Here is a 17,169-nt window from a genome sequence, read left to right as displayed (position 1 = left end):
GGTGAGTCACCGACACTGGAAGGAAAGAACAGTCGCGATGACGGTTCCCCTGCCGACCGCCACCACGCGGTGGCGCTGCACCCTCTGCGGCAACCTCACCCGCTTCGACGTGACGCGTTCGTCGAAGGTCGTCGAGTACGTCCACCTGGACCTGGCCGGCGAACCGAAGGTGGAGGAGCGCGAGGTGGTCAGTGAGACCATCGAGTCGGTCCGCTGCCGCTGGTGCAACGCCGTGGACCAGGTGGAACTCGTGGACAGGCCGGGCGCCGGCTCCTGAGCGGAGCGGGCCCCGCACGGGCGATCCCCCTCGCCGGGGGATCCGCACAGGCATTGGGGTGACAACGGATGGTGGAGACCACAGGCGGGGGGCCGGGCGACGGCGCCGCCGAGGTGCTCGACCGTCCGCTGCCCGACGGAGTGCGCAGAAGAGTCGTACAGATCGTCTCCGACGGCTTCGGCGGGCTGACCGTCGGTGAACTGCCCGCCCAGCTACGGCAGTACGCCCGGTTCGCACCGAACCGGCGGGCCAAGTTCGCGGGCAACGCGATGGCCGCCGCACTGGAGACCGATCCACTGTTCCGGCAGCGCATCGGGGAGAAGCTGAGAGAGGCCCAGCCGGAACTCTCCGGCGCACTCGACTCCGGCGCACCACCCCCGGCCGCGGATCCGCTCGACGTCGCGGCCGCGGCCTATGTACTGCGGCCCACCGGTTGGGTGAAGCTCGTGACCGCGGCCGGCGAGGAGGCCCAGCGGGCCGACGCCGAGCGGGCCGACGAGGAGAGCCGGGCCGAGCTGGAGCGGCTGCGCGAGGAACTCGCCCAGGCCAGGGAACAGACCCGGACGGAGACCGAGCGGCTGCGCGGCGAGCTGGAGGCCGCCAAGAAGGAAGCGGAATCGCTTCACCGCAAGCTGCGCGCCGCCCTCAGCGACGTCAAGCGCGGCGAGGCCGCGCTGCGCAAGGTGCACGGCGAGATCGAGGCCATGCGCGCCGAGGCGCACGCACAGGTGTCCGCCGCCGAGAGCGAGGCCCGGCGGCTCAAGGGGCGGCTCGGTGAGGCCGAGGCGGCGCTGGAGGCCACCCGCAGGGCCGCCCGCGAGGGGCGCAGCGTGGAGGACATGCGGGTCCGGCTGCTGCTCGACACCCTGCTCGACGCCACCCAAGGGCTGCGCCGGGAGCTGGCGTTGCCACCGGTGTCGGTGCGTCCGGCGCAGACCGTGGACGCGGTCGAACCGGGACGTATGACACCGAAGGACATCGCCGCGCGGGCGCTGTCCGAGAACGACCCCGCGATCCTCGACCAGTTGCTCGCCCTGCCCCAGGCGCATCTGGTCGTCGACGGCTACAACGTCACCAAGACCGGCTATCCCCAGATGCCGCTGGAGAAGCAGCGGCTGAGGCTGCTCGGGCAGCTCTCGCAGCTCGCCGCGCAGACCGGCGCCGAGGTGACGTGCGTCTTCGACGGCGCCGAACTGGCCGCGCCGGTGCTGCTCGCGCCGCCGCGCGGGGTCCGGGTGCTGTTCTCCAAGCCCGGTGTCACGGCGGACGAGCTGATTCGCCAGCTGGTGCGCGCCGAGCCGCCCGGCCGGCCGGTCATCGTCGTCTCGACCGACCGCGAGGTGGCGGACGGGGTCGCCCGGGCGGGCGCCCGGCCGGTCGCTTCTGCGGTGCTTCTCAGGCGACTGTCCTGAAGGTCAACGTACAAACGCATTGCCCGAATTGGCGGAAGTGTCACGCGACGTAGCGTCAATCCGAGATCACTGCACGTGGGTTGATGGCAAAAAATGCGGACCGTAACCGGGGTAAATCGCCCACGGGTTTGAACTGATCACAGCTGTGTCACTAGGGTCTGCCTTCGAACCTTCGATCGCGAGATCACTCAGAAGAAGGAGTTCGCCTCCGTGGCGTCCCACCGTCGACCCAAGCAGCCGAGCCGTGCACGTGTGACCGTGCTGACCACCGCCGCCGCAGCCGCCGTGGCCATCAGCTCGCAGGCAGCCAACGCCGCTCCCAGTGAGAAGCCGAGCAAGGACGAGGTCAAGGCCAAGGTCGACAAGCTCTACGAAGAGGCCGAGCACGCGACCGAGAAGTACAACGGCGCCAAGGAGAAGCAGGAGAAGCTCCAGAAGGAGATCTCCACCATCCAGGACAACGTCGCGCGCGGTCAGGAAGACCTCAACGAGCTGCGTGACTCCATAGGCCTGGCCGCCGCCGCCCAGTACCGCACCGGGTCGATCGACTCCTCCCTCCAGCTCTTCCTGTCCTCCGATCCGGACGACTACCTCGACAAGGCCTCCACACTCGACCAGTTGAGCGGCCAGCAGGTCGAGGCGCTGAAGAAGATCCAGGACAAGCAGCGCGAACTCGCCCAGGACCGGGCCGAGGCCACCGAGAAGCTCAAGGACCTCGCCTCCACCCGGACCGAGCTGGGCAAGAACAAGAAGGAAGTCCAGGCGAAGCTGGCCGAGGCGCAGCGGCTGCTCAACACGCTGACCGCCGCCGAGAAGGCCGCCCTCGCCGCCAAGGAGGAGCGGGCCAGCCGGTCCTCCGCCGACCGCGTCCAGCTCGGCGACGCCCCCGCCGGCTCCGGCCGCGTGATGTCCGCCTACCAGGCCGCCCAGAGCAAGCTCGGCTCGCCCTACGTCTACGGCGCCTCCGGCCCCTCCTCCTTCGACTGCTCGGGCCTGACCTCCTGGGCCTTCGCCCAGGCCGGCGTCTCCATCCCGCGCACCTCGCAGGCCCAGGCCAACGCCGGCACGCGCATCTACAGCCAGTCCGACCTCAAGGTCGGCGACCTGGTCATCTTCTACGGCGACCTGCACCACGTCGGCTTCTACGCGGGCAACGGCCAGATCCTGCACGCCCCGCGCACCGGCACGGTCGTCCGCTACGAGTCGATCAACAACATGCCGTTCCAGTTCGGCGTCCGGATCTGACCACCCCCTCGGGGGACCCCTTCAAGATCAGGACACGGCACCGCCCGTTCGGGCGAATCGCGCCGACCTGAACTGACCCCGCGCCCCGCCCATGACCTGCGTCATAGGCGGGGCGTCACGTTGTGTGCCCACGGCGGTCGTTGGCCGGTGACCCGTCCCGGGGTTACTGTCTGCCGCGTTTCCTGTCCGCCAGTGAGATGGGGTGCGGCTTCTCGTGGGGTCACATCGTCGCCTTGTACCGTCCGGGTTCGACCGGGGCGCCAGCGCAGCGCTCTGCGTCATGTCAGCGGCGGCCGCCGCTCTCGGGGCCGTACCGGCCACCACCGCGGTCGCCGCTCCGGCCGACGACACCCGGGCCGAGGTGGACCGCCTCTACGAGGAGGCGGAGAAGGCCACCGAGGCGTACAACAAGGCCGACGAACGTGCCGACGCGCTGCGCAAGCAGGTCGGCGGGGCGCAGGACCGGATCGCCCGGCAGCAGGAGCGCATCAACACCATGCGGGAGGCGCTCGGTTCGCTGGCCGGCGCCCAGTACCGCTCCGGCGGCCTCGACCCGTCGCTGGCCCTGCTGTTCTCCGACGACCCGGACGACTACCTCGACAAGGCCGCCGCCCTGGACCGGCTCACCGCCCACCAGGCCGGTGAGCTGAAGGACCTCCAGGGCGCCATGCGCGAACTCGCCCAGGAGCGCGCGGAGGCCACCCGCAAGCTCGGCGAGCTGGAGAAGAGCCGCAAGGCCGTCGCCTCCCACAAGCGGACCGTGGAGAGCAAGCTCGCCAGGGCCCGGCAACTGCTCAACTCCCTGCCGTCCACCGAGCGGGACGCCTACGACCGCGCCTCCCGCTCCGGCCGCTCCGACCTGCCCGACCTCGGGAGCGCCGCCCCGTCCTCGGGCCGTGCCGCCGCCGCGGTCGCCGCCGCCCGTTCCGCCGTGGGCAAGCCGTACGTCTGGGGCGCCAACGGGCCCAACGGCTTCGACTGCTCGGGCCTGATGCAGTGGTCGTACGCGCAGGCCGGGGTCTCCCTGCCGCGCACCTCGCAGGGCCAGCGGTACGCCGGCCGGCAGGTGCCGCTCGCCCAGGCGCAACCCGGTGACCTGGTCACCTACCGGGGCGACGCCAGCCATGTCGGGATGTACATGGGCAACGGCCAGGTGGTCCACGCGCCCTATCCCGGCGCGCCCGTGCGCTACGACCCGGTGGGCATGATGCCGGGCGCGACGGTCACCAGGGTCTGACGGGGGTCTGACCTCCGCGGCGCGGCCGCCGTACGATCGCCGCATGGCTGGTCGACGGGGTGCGTCGGGGTGCTCGGTGGTGGCACTGTGTCTGCTGCTCGTCTCGCTGGTGGCGTGCGGCGGCCGGCCCGCGTCGGACGCGGCCACGGACGCGGTGCAGCGGGTGCTCGACCGGCGGGCGGCCGCGGTCGTCGACCGGGACGCGGCGGCCTTCGCCCGGACGGGAGCGGGCTACGACCGGCTGCGCGCGGTGCCCTTCGCCGAGTGGTCCTACCGCGTGACCGGCCTGCGGCGCATCGGGGACACGGCCACCGCCGAGGCCGACCTGCGCTACCGCATCGAGGGCCACGACCGGGCGCCGGTCGTCGTCGGCCGCACCCTGCGGCTCAGCGTGGACGCCGGGGGCGGGTGGTACGTCGACGCCGAGCGGCCCGCGGAGAAGGCCGCCGAGCAGCTGTGGGACCAGGGTGAGGTACTGCTGGCCCGGGGCGAGCGCAGCCTGGTGCTGGGCGTCGGGCAGTCCGCCGAGAAACTGGCCTCCTACGCCGAGCTGGCGGACCGGGCGGTGCCGGAGGTGACGCGGGCCTGGGGCACCGAGTGGCCGCGGCGCACGGTCGTCCTCGTCCCGCAGTCGCTGGAGGGGATGGCGGGACTGCTCGGCTCGCCCGCCTCCTCCTACCGGGGGATCGCCGCCGTCACCACGGGCGAGACGGGTGACCCGGCCCGGGCGCCCGCGGACCGGATCATCGTCAACCCCGTCGCGTACGGCGTCCTCGGCAGCACCGGCAAGCAGGTCGTCCTCACCCACGAGACCACGCATGTCGCCACCCGCGCCCACACCTCCGCCGCCACCCCGCTGTGGCTGTCGGAGGGGTTCGCCGACTGGGTCGGCTATCTCGCCGCCGGGCGCACGCCGCCCCAGGCCGCGCCGGAGCTGTGGCGGGCGGTGAGCCACGGGCGGGTGCCGGCGACGCTGCCCACCGACCAGGACTTCGGGTTCACCGGCAGCGCGGCCGAGCTGGCGCAGGCCTACGAGAGCGGCTGGATGGCCTGCCGGCTCATCGCCGACCGGTGGGGCGAGGAGAAGCTCCGGGAGTTCTACCGGGCCGTCGGAGCCCACGACGAACGGGAGGGCGCGGTCGAGGACGCGCTGGAGCGGGTGCTCGCCACGAACCTTGCCGACTTCACCGAGCAGTGGCGCGCCTACCTGCGGCTTCAGTTCGCCTGATCAAGCAGCTCCACGGCCTCCCTGAACCAGGCCCGCTCCGCCCGCCCGGTCGCCCGCGCCACCCGCAACATCCCCTGCCGAAACAAATCACCGGCCTCCTCCACCCGCACCGGCTCCCCGTCCCGGTAGAAGAAGCTCGCCGGGGTCTCCAGGAAGTCCAGGCGCCGCCGCAGCACCGCGGCCTGCTCCCGGCGGTCCGGCTTGTGCTGGCTTCTTCGGCGGTGCTGGTGATGTTCCGGCGCGTTCCGCGTCAGGAGGGTAGCGAGGTCTCCTTGGCACGGGTGGGCTGAGTCGGGAACGGGGTCGGGGCCGAGTCGGGCACCGTGGAGCGCCACAGTGCGCGGGCGGCGAGGACGGTGGCCAGGACCAGCAGGCCGTTGCGGACGAACAGCAGGGTGATGCCGAGCGGATCGCTCGCGACGACATGACCGAACCAGACCGGGAACTCCAGCACCGTCACCAGGCACGCCACCAGGACCACGCCCACGGGCCGCCCCATCCGGCTGCCGCGGAAGCACAGGCAGACCGCCGCCAGACCGACCAGCCACAGCATGTACTGCGGGCTGATCACCCGGCTGGTGGTGGTGAACATCAGCACCGCGACGAACGCCGCGTCCGCGAGCGTGTGCGGCAGGAACCGGGTGGCCCTCAGCCGCCACAGCAGCAGCCACCCGAAGGCCACGACGGACAGGGCCAGCGCGGCCTTGCTCACCAGCCCCACGTGCGGGCCGAGGAACTCCACCGAGCCGTAGTTCAGCAGCACCTGCCCGTCCCAGCCGAAGTGCCGGGCCACGTGGAAGACCAGCGAGCCGAGCGACTCCACCTCGGTGCCGCGGTCGCGCTGGAAGGTCAGGAAGGCGAACGCGCCCGGCATGGCCATCGCGAACACCCCGGCCAGCACCGCGGCCGTCACCGCCGCCGACACCCACGCCGACCGGCGCCGCGCCGCGACCAGCAGCAGCACCGGCCACACCTTCAGCATCGCGGCCACGGCCGTCAGCGCGCCCATCACACGCGGGCGCCCGGCACCGGCGAGCAGCGCCGCCACCGCCACCGCGGTCACCATCACGTCGTAGCGGGCGTAGACGGTCGGGCCGAGCAGCGGTACGCCCACCGCCCACACCCAGGCGCCGCGCAGGGTTCGCCCGGGGCGCGCGCCGGTGTACAGCAGCAGGCCGAGGACGGCCAGGTCGGCGGTGAAGGCGAGGACGAAGAAGGCGGAGGCGTAGTCCAGGTGGAACAGTAGCCCGGGGGAGAGGATCGCGAGGGCGGCGGCGGGCGGGTACTGCCAGGTCACGTCGTCCTGCGGGAACGTTCCGGCGCGCAGCACCTCGTACCAGCCCTGGTAGATCACCGACACGTCGGTGGTGACGTCCGGGCCGGGGAAGACGTACACCTTGAACACGAAGAGCAGCAGGAACAGCCTGGTCAGGGACCAGACCCCCAGAAGTCCCGCCAGGGACCGCCGTGTGCCGCTCGTCTCCACCTGGTTCCCTGCCGTTCGCATCGCCATGAGGGGAACATGATGTCCCGGGAAGCTGTGCGCGGGCCACAGGCGCGGCCGTGACGCGCTGCGGCCGACGCCTTCGGTAGGGTCGGCGGCGATGCACAAGACGCTGATCGTGACGAACGACTTCCCGCCGCGTCCCGGCGGCATCCAGGCGTTCCTGCACAACATGGCCCTGCGGCTCGACCCGGAGCGACTGGTCGTCTACGCCTCGACCTGGAAGCGCGGCCGGGAGGGCGCCGCGGCCACCGCCGCCTTCGACGCCGAACAGCCCTTCACCGTCGTACGCGACTCCACGACCATGCTGCTGCCGACGCCCCAGGCCACCCGGCGGGCGGTCGGGCTGCTGCGTGAGCACGGGTGCACGTCGGTGTGGTTCGGGGCGGCGGCGCCGCTCGGGCTGATGGCGCCCGCGCTGCGGAAGGCCGGGGCCGAGCGGCTGGTGGCCACCACCCACGGGCACGAGGCCGGATGGGCGCAGCTCCCCGCCTCGCGGCAGCTCCTGCGCCGGATCGGGGACGCCACCGACACGATCACCTACCTCGGCGAGTACACGCGCTCCCGGATCGCCGCCGCCCTCACGCCGGACGCGGCCGCGCGGATGGCGCAACTGCCGCCGGGCGTGGACGAGAAGACCTTCCACCCGGGGTCGGGGGGCGACCAGGTCCGGGCCCGCCTCGGGCTGACCGACCGGCCCGTGGTCGTGTGCGTCTCGCGGCTCGTGCCGCGCAAGGGCCAGGACACGCTGATCCTGGCCATGCCCCGCATCCTGGCCGAGGAGCCCGACGCCGTCCTCCTGATCGTCGGCGGCGGCCCCTACGAGAAGGAACTGCGCCGCCTCGCCCACGACACCCGCGTCGCCGACTCGGTCCGCTTCACCGGCGCGGTCCCCTGGTCCGAACTCCCCGCCCACTACGGCGCCGGCGACGTCTTCGCGATGCCGTGCCGGACGCGGCGCCGGGGCCTGGACGTGGAAGGGCTCGGCATCGTCTACCTGGAGGCTTCGGCGACCGGGCTCCCGGTCGTCGCCGGCGACTCGGGCGGGGCGCCGGACGCGGTCCTCGACGGCGAGACGGGGTGGGTGGTGCGCGGCGGCTCCCCGGAACAGGCGGCCGGCCGGATCACGGCCCTCCTCGGGGACGCTGAACTGCGCCGCAGGATGGGGGAGCGGGGCAGGGCGTGGGTCGAGGAGAGGTGGCGGTGGGACCTGCTGGCGGAACGTTTGAAGACGCTTCTGTAGAAGCGCCCTTCAGGGGCGCGGGGCTGTGTCGATATGCGGCTCCGCCGCGTGGGCGCGACAAGCCACGAAGCACCCGCACCCGCCAACGGCGATTCGTGGTACCCCGGTTGGCGCCTGCGCACCCCCTTCGCGGAACCCAATAATCCGCCCATGCTGCGCAGCATGAACGCAAAACTGATACAACGTCACCTGACGAGACGTCAAATCCTAGGAATGGCCGCCCTCCAGACGGCCGCCACCCTCGGCTTCACCCGCGTAGGTCTCCAGTCCGCCCACGCTGCTGAGCCCGACGCAGTCGAATCCGCCCCCGCCATCGTCGTCGGCTCCGGCTACGGCGCCTCCGTGGCCGCCCTCCGCCTCGGCCAGGCCGGCATCCGCACGATCGTCATCGAGATGGGCCGCCTCTGGAACACCCCCGGCCCGGACGGCAAGATCTTCTGCTCCACCGCCACCCCGGACCACCGCTCCATGTGGTTCCGCACCCGCACCGAGGCCCCGCTCGCCACCTTCCTGTGGCTGGACGTCGTCAACAGGAACATCAGCCCCTACCCCGGCGTCCTGGACCGCGTGCACTTCGCCAACATGTCCGTCTACGTCGGCCGCGGCGTCGGCGGCGGCTCCCTGGTCAACGGCGGCATGGCGGTCACGCCCCCGCGGTCGTACTTCGCCGAGCAGTTCCCGACCGTCGACGCCGACGAGATGTACGGCACCTACTTCCCGCGCGCCCGCTCCATGCTCGGCGTCAACACCGTCGACCCGAGGTGGTTCGAGTCCACGGAGTGGTACCGCTACAGCCGGATCTCCCGCAAGCACGCGGCCAACACCGGCCTGCGGACCACCTTCGTGCCCAACGTCTACGACTTCGGGTACATGCAGCGCGAGGCCGCCGGTACGGCGACGAAGTCGGCGCTCGCCGGAGAGGTGGTCTACGGCAACAACCACGGCAAGCGCACCCTGGACAAGACCTACCTCGCCTCGGCCCTCGGCACCGGGAACGTCACCCTCCACACCCTGGAGCGGGTGACCGCCATCAGCAGGGCCGCCGACGGCAGTTACCTGCTGTCCGCCGAGCGGATCGACCACACCGGAACGGTCGTCCGGACCAAGGAGTACAGCTGCCGCTACCTCTTCCTCGGCGGCGGCAGCCTCGGCACCACCGAACTCCTGCTGCGCGCACGGGAGACGGGCACCCTGCCCGCCCTCGACGGGAGCGTCGGCACCGGCTGGGGCACCAACGGCAACGTGATGCTGGCCCGCGCCAACCACCTGTGGGACACGGTCGGGGCGAACCAGTCGACCATGCCGGTGCTCGGGATCGACGACTGGGCCAACGCCGCCAACCCCGTCTTCGCCGAGATCGCGCCCCTGCCCACGGGCCTGGAGCACTGGGTCAGCCTCTACCTGGCGATCACCAAGAACCCGGAGCGGGCGGCGCTGACGTACGCGAACGGGACGATGCGGCTCGGCTGGACCGCCGCCCAGAGCGCGGTCTCCGTCGCCATGGCCAAGAAGCTGTTCGACCGGATCAACGCGGCGAACGCCACGATCTACCGCTACGACCTGTTCGGCTCGTCCAACAAGGCCTTCGCCGACGACTTCACCTACCACCCGCTGGGCGGCTGCGTGCTGGGGAAGGCGACAGACACGTACGGCCGGGTGAAGGGATACACCAGGCTCTACGTCACCGACGGCTCGCTCGTGCCCGGGTCGATCGGGGTGAACCCGTTCGTGACGATCACCGCGCTCGCCGAACGCACGATGGCGCGGGTCCTCGCCGAGGACACCGCGCCATGAGCGAACCGGCCGGTCACTTCGCGTAGATCGCCTCGATCTCGTCCGCGAAGTCCTTCGCCACCACGTTCCGCTTGAGCTTCAGCGACGGCGTCAGGTGGCCCGACTCCTCCGTGAACTGGGAGGGCAGAATGCGGAACTTCCGCACCGATTCCGCCTTGGACACCGCGGCGTTGCCGTCGTCGATCGCCGACTGGATCGCGGCCAGCAGATCGGCGTCCTCGCGCAGCGACGCCGCGGTGACCCCCGACGGCTTGCCGTGCTCGGCGGCCCAACGGCCCAGGAACTCCTCGTCGATGGTGACCAGCGCGCCCACGAACGGCCGCCCGTCGCCCACCACCATGCACTCCGCGACCAGCGCGTGCGCCCGGATACGGTCCTCGATCACGGCCGGGGCGACGTTCTTGCCGCCCGCGGTGACCAGGATCTCCTTCTTGCGGCCGGTGATCCTGAGATAGCCGTCCTCGTCGAGGGTGCCGATGTCACCGGAGTGGAACCAGCCGTCGGCCAGCGCCTCCGCGGTCGCGCCCGGGTTGTTCCAGTACTCCTTGAAGATGTGCTCGCCGTGCAGCAGCACCTCGCCGTCGTCGGCGATCCGCACCACCGAGCCGGGCAGCGGCTGGCCGACCGTGCCGATCTTCTGCCGGTCCCACGGGTTGAACGCGGTCGGGGCACAGGTCTCGGTCAGACCGTAGCCCTCCAGGACCGTGAAGCCGATGCCGCGGAAGAAGTGCCCCAGGCGCTCGCCCAGCGGGGCGCCGCCGGAGATGGCGTACTCGCCACGGCCGCCGAGGACCGCGCGCAGCTTGCTGTAGACGAGCTTGTCGAACACCTTGTGCTTGATCTTCAGGCCGAGGGACGGGCCCGAGGGGTTGTCCAGCGCCCGGCTGTAGGCGATGGCCGTGTCCGCCGCCTTGTCGAAGATCTTGCCCTTGCCGTCCGCCTGCGCCTTGGCGCGCGCCGAGTTGTAGACCTTCTCGAAGACGCGCGGCACACCGAGGATCAGCGTCGGCCGGAACTCGGCCAGCTCGTCGGTGAGGTTCTTGATGTCCGGCAGACAGCCCAGCTTGATCGGCGCCATCATCGGGGCGATCTGCACCAGCCGGCCGAAGACGTGCGCGAGCGGCAGGAAGAGCAGCACCGAGCACTCGCCCGTACGGAACAGGGGGCGCAGCCGCTCGACGACGTTCCCGCAGTCCGCGAAGAAGTTGCGGTGGGTGAGCACACAGCCCTTGGGCCGCCCGGTCGTGCCGGAGGTGTAGACGATCGTCGCGGGGTCGTCGGCCTTCGCCAGCGAGCTGCGCTCCTCGACCGTCTCGTCGCTGACGCCCTGCCCGAGGCGCCCCAGCTCCTCGATCGCGCCGGCCTCGATCTGCCAGACGTGCTTGAGGGCGGGCAGCGAGTCGCGCACCGACTCCACGGCGGCCGTGTGGTTGTCCAGCTCGACGATGCAGGCGGTCGCGCCCGAGTCGCCGAGGATCCACTGCACCTGCTCCGCCGAGCTGGTCTCGTACACCGGCACGGTGATCGCGCCCGCCGACCAGATCGCGAAGTCCAGCAGGGTCCACTCGTAGCGGGTGCGGGACATCAGGCCCACCCGGTCGCCCGGCTGGATACCGGCCGCGACGAGCCCCTTCGCGGCGGCCCGCACCTCGGCGAGGAAGGCCGTCGCGGTGACGTCCTGCCAGGCGCCGCCGACCTTGCGGGCGATGACGGCGACATCGGGATGCTGCGCGGCGTTTCGGCGGACGATGTCGGTCAGGTTTCCGTCCGCGGGGACCTCGTACAAAGCCGGAAGGCTGAACTCGCGCAAGACTGCTGCTCCTCATAGGGCGCCGGCGCCACGACGTTGTGTGATGCGACGGTGCGGTCCAAGGCTCGGGCAGGTACTCAGGCATCCGGTGGTTGAAATGCTGAGCACGACTGGACTGCCCGGACGTTACCCGCCGGTATGGCTTCTACGACAGGGGGTCCCGGCGAGATGTTCGCTGCGTCACACGATGGGGACTTCTTCTGATGCTTCCTTGCGCACAGTAGTCGACCCCTTTCATGACTAGCCAGTAACCGCAGGTCCGGCCGCCACTGTTCACGCATGCCGCACGGGCCTACGCTTGATCGCCATGGCATCCACACCAGCCGGCAACGGCAGGACCCGCGTGCACGTGGTCAGCGACGTACACGGAAACGTCCGCGACCTGGCCAGAGCCGGTGACGGCGCGGACGCCCTGATCTGCCTGGGTGACCTGGTCCTCTTCCTCGACTACGCCGACCACTCGCGCGGCATCTTCCCCGACCTCTTCGGCGCGGAGAACGCCGACCGCATCGTCGCGCTGCGCACCGCCCGCCGCTACGAGGAGGCGCGCGAGTTCGGGGCCCGCCTGTGGGCCGGCATCGGCGCGGACCGGGGCGCGGTGATCGAGAAAGCGGTACGCAAACAGTACGCCGAGCTGTTCGCGGCGTTCCCGACACCGACGTACGCCACCTACGGCAATGTCGACATGCCGCCCCTGTGGCCCGAGTACGCCGGACCGGGCACGACGGTGCTGGACGGGGAGCGGGTGGAGATCGGCGGCTGGGTCTTCGGCTTCGTCGGCGGCGGTCTGCGCACACCCATGCGCACCCCGTACGAGATCAGCGACGAGGAGTACGCGGCGAAGATCGAGGCGGTGGGCGAGGTGGACGTGCTGTGCACCCACATCCCGCCGGAGGTGCCGGAACTCGTCTACGACACCGTCGCGCGCCGCTTCGAGCGGGGGAGCCGGGCGCTGCTGGACGCGATCCGCCGGACCCGGCCGCGGTACTCGCTCTTCGGCCACGTCCACCAGCCGCTGGCCCGGCGGATGCGGGTCGGGGCGACGGAGTGCGTGAACGTGGGGCACTTCGCGGGCACCGGGAAGCCGTGGGCGCTGGAGTGGTGACCGTCCGTGGACGGGCGGTGAAGTCGGCCGGTCGGGTGCGCGGTAGCCTTCACGCTGCACACACGTGCGCACGGACGACCCAACCGGCCCGCATCTGGAGGAGCCACGGCGATGGCGGAACACACCAGTTCGAGCATCACGATCGAGGCGGCACCCACTGATGTCATGGCGGTGATCGCCGACTTCGCCCGCTACCCGGACTGGACCGGCGAGGTGAAGGAGGCGGAGGTCCTGGCGACGGACGCCCAGGGGCGCGCCGAGCAGGTACGGCTCGTGATGGACGCGGGTGCCATCAAGGACGACCAGGTCCTGGGCTACACCTGGACCGGCGACCACGAGGTCTCCTGGACCCTGGTGAAGTCCCAGATGCTCCGGTCCCTCGACGGCTCCTACATCCTCAAGCCGGCCGGCGCCGGCTCCACCGAGGTCACCTACCAGCTCACCGTCGACGTCAAGATCCCCATGCTCGGCATGATCAAGCGCAAGGCGGAGAAGGTCATCATCGACCGCGCCCTGGCCGGCCTGAAGAAGCGGGTGGAATCGGGCGCGGCCAAGTAGCACGCGGGCGTCGGGGGCCTCTGGCGCCATCCTGCGGGCAGTCGTGCCGCTGGGGCGGCACGGGTGGGCGCAGGCGGCACCCCGTAAGCGCCGGGCCGCGCGACCCACCCCCCACGCCCCCCTCGCGCACCGATGCAACAGGGCTGAACGCAGACGTCCGTTACCGTTCACCCTCATGCGCACCATCCTGATCACGGGCCCCGGCGGCGGCGGCCGCACGGCCGTCGCCGCAGCCACCGCCCTCGCCGCCGCGCGCACCGGACGCCGCACCCTGGTGCTCAGCGCCGACCGCACCGACACCCTCGGCGCCGCCCTGGCCACGGAAACCGGCCCCACCCCGACGGCAGTCACCCCGCACCTCACCGCCTGCCGCCCCGACCCCACCGCCGGCTTCCGCGACGACCTCGCCGCCTTCCAGGAACGCGCGACCTCCGCCCTCGAACTCCTCGGCGCCTCCCGCCTGGACCCCGAGGAGCTCACCCCCCTGCCCGGCGCCGAGGAACTCACCCTCCTGCGCGCCCTGCGCGACGCCGCCCTCTCCGAGCGGCACGACCTGCTCGTCGTAGACCTCCCGGCCACCCCGCAGGCCCTCGCCCTCCTCGCCCTCCCGGAGGAGCTGCGCCGCTACCTGCGCCGACTGCTCCCGCCCGAGCGACAGGCCGCCCGCGCCCTGCGCCCCGTCCTCGGCCGGCTCGCCGGCGTCCCCATGCCCGCCGAGTGGCTCTACGAGACCGCAGCCCGCTGGGACGTCGAGCTCGCCGCCGTGGAGGCCGTCGTCGCCGACCGCGACACCGCCGTACGCCTGGTCGCTGAACCCGGCCCGGCCGGCGACGACGCCGTACGCACCGCGACCCTCGCCCTCGCCCTGCGCGGCCTGCGCCCCGACATGCTGGTCGCCAACCGCGTCGTACCGGAGGCATGGTCCCCCGGCCTCGTCGCCCAGCAGCGCAAGATCCTGGAGGAGTGGGGGGAGACGTACGACGTACGGACCGTCGCGCACCTCGGCCACGACCCCCGCGGCGCCGACGACCTCGCCGCGCTCGCCGTCCCGGACGCGGGCGAGGCGCCCTCCGCCGTCGAGTGGCCCGTCGTCGACCGCCTCACCGAGGACGGCGTGCTGGTGTGGCACATCCCCCTGCCCGGCGCGATACGCGACGAACTCGACCTCGTCCGCCGCGGCGACGAACTCGTCCTCACGGCCGGCCCCTTCCGAAGGATCGTGCCCCTGCCGTCCGCCCTGCGCCGGTGCACCGTCGACGGCGCGGCGCTGCGCGAGGGGGAACTGCGCATCCGGTTCGCACCCGACCCGGAGCTGTGGCCGACGACCCGGTGAACCGGCTACGCCCGTTCGGGTAACGTCGTAGGGACGAACCGTAGTCAGGAGTCCGTCATGAGCGAAGAGCTCCCCCCGTCCGACGCCACCGACACGGAGGCGCTCGACGAGGTGCGGGCGACCGACGCCGACGCGTGGGCGACGGCGTGCGCCGAGGACCTGGAGGCCGAGAAGGCCCGCCGCCGCGCCGCGTACGGCCCGCCCCCGGGCTCGGCCGCCGAGGAACTGCGCAAGCTCGCCGACGCCGTCGCCGACAAACTGTCCTCCCTGCAGTCCCCGCTGCTCGGCGCGGTCGCCGGACCCGCCGCCCAGCAGGTGGTCAGGCAGGTCGTGCAGCAGGCGAAGGCGGCCGTCGAACCCGTGATCGAGCGAAACCCGGACGTCTTCGACCACCTGGCGGCCGCGGGCAACGAACTGCTCGCCGCCTACCGCTCCGCCGTCCAGGCCCAGGAACACCGCTGGACGACCCGCGACGACCACGACCTGGAAGAGCGCCGGGACCGGGGCGACGACGCGGGCCCCGGCGAACGCATCGACTTGGACTGAAGTCTGCTCGGGTACGGTTGGCCGTAGCGGGGCTCGACCGAAACTGAGGGATTCATGGGACTCACCATCGGCGTCGACATCGGCGGCACGAAGATCGCGGCCGGCGTGGTCGATGAGGAAGGCAACATCCTCTCGACCCACAAGGTGCCGACCCCGGGTACGCCCGAGGGCATCGTGGACGCCATCGCCTCCGCCGTCGAGGGCGCGAGCACCGGTCACGAGATCGTCGGCGTGGGCATCGGAGCGGCCGGTTACGTCAACCGGCAGCGCTCCACCGTCTACTTCGCGCCGAACATCGACTGGCGTCAGGAGCCGCTGAAGGAGAAGGTCGAGGCCCGCGTGGGCCTCCCGGTCGTCGTCGAGAACGACGCCAACGCCGCGGCCTGGGGCGAATACAAGTTCGGCGGCGGCAAGGGCCACCGCAACGTCATCTGCATCACGCTCGGCACCGGCCTCGGCGGCGGCATCATCATCGGCAACAAGCTGCGCCGCGGCCACTTCGGCGTCGCCGCCGAGTTCGGCCACATCCGCATGGTCCCCGACGGCCTGCTGTGCGGCTGCGGCTCGCAGGGCTGCTGGGAGCAGTACGCCTCGGGGCGCGCGCTGGTGAGGTACGCCAAGCAGCGCGCCAACGCCACCCCCGAGAACGCCGAGGTCCTGCTCGGCCTGGGCGACGGCACCCCCGACGGCATCGAGGGCAAGCACATCTCCATGGCCGCCCGGCAGGGCGACCCGGTCGCCGTCGACTCCTACCGCGAGCTGGCCCGCTGGGCGGGCGCCGGCCTCGCCGACCTCGCCTCGCTCTTCGACCCCTCCGCGTTCATCGTCGGCGGCGGGCTCTCCGACGAGGGCGAGCTGGTTCTCGACCCGATCCGCAAGTCGTACAAGCGCTGGCTGGTGGGCGGCAACTGGCGCCCGGTCGCCGACGTGATCGCGGCCCAGCTCGGCAACAAAGCGGGCATGGTCGGGGCGGCCGACCTGGCCCGGGAGCCCGACCCGATCATGTAGGACACGTCATCGAGGAGGGGCGCGAGGGTGTACTGCACCTGGCGCCCCTCGTCGTTGCGCGTAAATTGATCGACATGGCGTCTGACGGTTCGGCCCTCGTCCGGGTCCTGAGCTACAACATCCGCTCGATGCGCGACGACACCCACGCCCTGGCCAGGGTGATCGGCGCGTGCGCCCCCGACCTGGTCCTGGTCCAGGAGGCCCCCCGGTTCTTCCGCTGGCGCAAGAAGCTGGCCCGCCTGGCCCGCGCGTCGGGCCTCGTGATCCTCGCGGGCGGTGCCACGGCCGCGGGCCCGGCGATCCTCTGCTCGCTCAGAGCCACCGTGGAGCGCACGGAGGACGTCCTCCTCCCGCTCGTCCCCGGCCACCACCGCCGCGGCTTCTCCACCGCCGTGGTCCGTTTCGGCGGCGCCCGCCTGGGCGTACTGAGCTGCCACCTCAGCCTCCACAAGGACGAGCGCTACGACCAGGGCGGCATGCTCCTGGACCGGCTGGCCGGGATGGGCGTGGAGCACGCCGTTGCCGGCGGCGACCTCAACGAGCGCCCCGGCGGCCGCACCTTCACCCGCCTCGCCGAGAACCTCCAGGACTGCTGGGCCACCGCCCCCTCCGGCGGCGAGTACACCTCGACCCCCGCCGACCCCCACCAGCGCATCGACGCGATCTTCGCCACCAAGGGCATCGAGGTACTCGGCTGCGGGGTGCCCCTCGGCCTCCCCGGCATCACCGACACAGACCTGAGAACAGCCACGGACCACCTCCCGGTCCTGGCCACCCTCCGGATCCCGGCGCACTAGGCGGCGCTGCGGGGGGCGCTGCGGGGGGGGGGGGGGGGGGGGGGGGGGCCACGGCTCCACCGACCGGCCGCC

The 17,169-nt window shown here is 71.9% G+C and carries 15 protein-coding genes and 1 pseudogene; 13 read left to right on the top strand and 3 right to left on the bottom strand.

The features are described from left to right. Positions 1-37: 37 nt before the first annotated feature. The 5 genes from ICC28_RS00080 to ICC28_RS00060 all read left to right on the top strand — a co-directional run bounded on the left by ICC28_RS00080 (position 38) and on the right by ICC28_RS00060 (position 5,399). Positions 38-277, top strand: coding sequence for a hypothetical protein (locus ICC28_RS00080; protein ID WP_055541554.1), 240 nt, complete (start codon positions 38-40; stop codon positions 275-277). 68 nt (positions 278-345) lie between these two features. After that, a complete protein-coding gene (locus ICC28_RS00075; protein ID WP_188286242.1) occupies positions 346-1,689 on the top strand; it encodes an NYN domain-containing protein in 1,344 nt (447 codons plus the stop codon). Between the two features lie 210 nt (positions 1,690-1,899). Further along, entirely contained in the window at positions 1,900-2,934 is a 1,035-nt protein-coding gene (locus ICC28_RS00070) for an NlpC/P60 family protein (protein ID WP_188286241.1), read from the top strand. A gap of 214 nt (positions 2,935-3,148) precedes the next feature. After that, positions 3,149-4,171: an NlpC/P60 family protein gene (locus ICC28_RS00065; RefSeq protein ID WP_188286240.1), complete on the top strand. Its 1,023-nt coding sequence runs from the start codon at positions 3,149-3,151 to the stop codon at positions 4,169-4,171. A gap of 43 nt (positions 4,172-4,214) precedes the next feature. Next, positions 4,215-5,399: a hypothetical protein gene (locus ICC28_RS00060; RefSeq protein WP_188286239.1), complete on the top strand. Its 1,185-nt coding sequence runs from the start codon at positions 4,215-4,217 to the stop codon at positions 5,397-5,399. Here ICC28_RS00060 and ICC28_RS00055 read toward each other — a convergent pair. Then, positions 5,387-5,608: pseudogene (locus tag ICC28_RS00055) on the bottom strand (PadR family transcriptional regulator); the annotation flags it as partial. The gene ICC28_RS00060 and the pseudogene ICC28_RS00055 sit on opposite strands and share 13 nt — an antisense overlap. A gap of 41 nt (positions 5,609-5,649) precedes the next feature. Continuing rightward, positions 5,650-6,885 (bottom strand): glycosyltransferase 87 family protein, encoded by a 1,236-nt coding sequence (locus ICC28_RS00050; RefSeq protein ID WP_188286796.1) that lies wholly within the window; start codon positions 6,883-6,885, stop codon positions 5,650-5,652. Between the two features lie 118 nt (positions 6,886-7,003). Between ICC28_RS00050 and ICC28_RS00045 the strand changes: the two genes are divergently transcribed. Beyond that, positions 7,004-8,146, top strand: coding sequence for a glycosyltransferase family 4 protein (locus ICC28_RS00045; protein ID WP_188286238.1), 1,143 nt, complete (start codon positions 7,004-7,006; stop codon positions 8,144-8,146). Positions 8,147-8,359: 213 nt separating this feature from the next. Beyond that, positions 8,360-9,940, top strand: coding sequence for a GMC oxidoreductase (locus ICC28_RS00040; protein ID WP_188286237.1), 1,581 nt, complete (start codon positions 8,360-8,362; stop codon positions 9,938-9,940). Positions 9,941-9,953: 13 nt separating this feature from the next. On the opposite strand, the gene ICC28_RS00035 is transcribed toward ICC28_RS00040, so the two are convergent. Further along, the gene (locus ICC28_RS00035; protein ID WP_188286236.1) at positions 9,954-11,750 is read right to left on the bottom strand and encodes an AMP-dependent synthetase/ligase; all 1,797 of its coding nucleotides are present in this window, start codon (positions 11,748-11,750) and stop codon (positions 9,954-9,956) included. 307 nt (positions 11,751-12,057) lie between these two features. On the opposite strand from ICC28_RS00035, the gene ICC28_RS00030 reads away from it, so the two are divergent. The 6 genes from ICC28_RS00030 (at position 12,058) to ICC28_RS00005 (ending at position 17,097) form a co-directional block, all read left to right on the top strand. Beyond that, positions 12,058-12,855, top strand: coding sequence for a metallophosphoesterase (locus ICC28_RS00030; protein WP_188286235.1), 798 nt, complete (start codon positions 12,058-12,060; stop codon positions 12,853-12,855). A gap of 111 nt (positions 12,856-12,966) precedes the next feature. After that, positions 12,967-13,413 (top strand): SRPBCC family protein, encoded by a 447-nt coding sequence (locus ICC28_RS00025; RefSeq protein ID WP_188286234.1) that lies wholly within the window; start codon positions 12,967-12,969, stop codon positions 13,411-13,413. Positions 13,414-13,588: 175 nt separating this feature from the next. Then, positions 13,589-14,746, top strand: coding sequence for an ArsA family ATPase (locus tag ICC28_RS00020; protein WP_188286233.1), 1,158 nt, complete (start codon positions 13,589-13,591; stop codon positions 14,744-14,746). A 57-nt stretch (positions 14,747-14,803) separates the two neighbouring features. After that, positions 14,804-15,292, top strand: coding sequence for a DUF5304 domain-containing protein (locus ICC28_RS00015; RefSeq protein WP_188286232.1), 489 nt, complete (start codon positions 14,804-14,806; stop codon positions 15,290-15,292). A gap of 54 nt (positions 15,293-15,346) precedes the next feature. Further along, positions 15,347-16,300: an ROK family glucokinase gene (locus ICC28_RS00010; RefSeq protein WP_188286231.1), complete on the top strand. Its 954-nt coding sequence runs from the start codon at positions 15,347-15,349 to the stop codon at positions 16,298-16,300. A gap of 74 nt (positions 16,301-16,374) precedes the next feature. Beyond that, a complete protein-coding gene (locus tag ICC28_RS00005) occupies positions 16,375-17,097 on the top strand; it encodes an endonuclease/exonuclease/phosphatase family protein (protein WP_188286230.1) in 723 nt (240 codons plus the stop codon). Positions 17,098-17,169: the final 72 nt, after the last annotated feature.

This window comes from Streptomyces sp. TRM68416, assembly GCF_014596915.1.
Taxonomy (GTDB): domain Bacteria; phylum Actinomycetota; class Actinomycetes; order Streptomycetales; family Streptomycetaceae; genus Streptomyces.
This window is presented reverse-complemented; position numbering and strand designations above follow the sequence as displayed.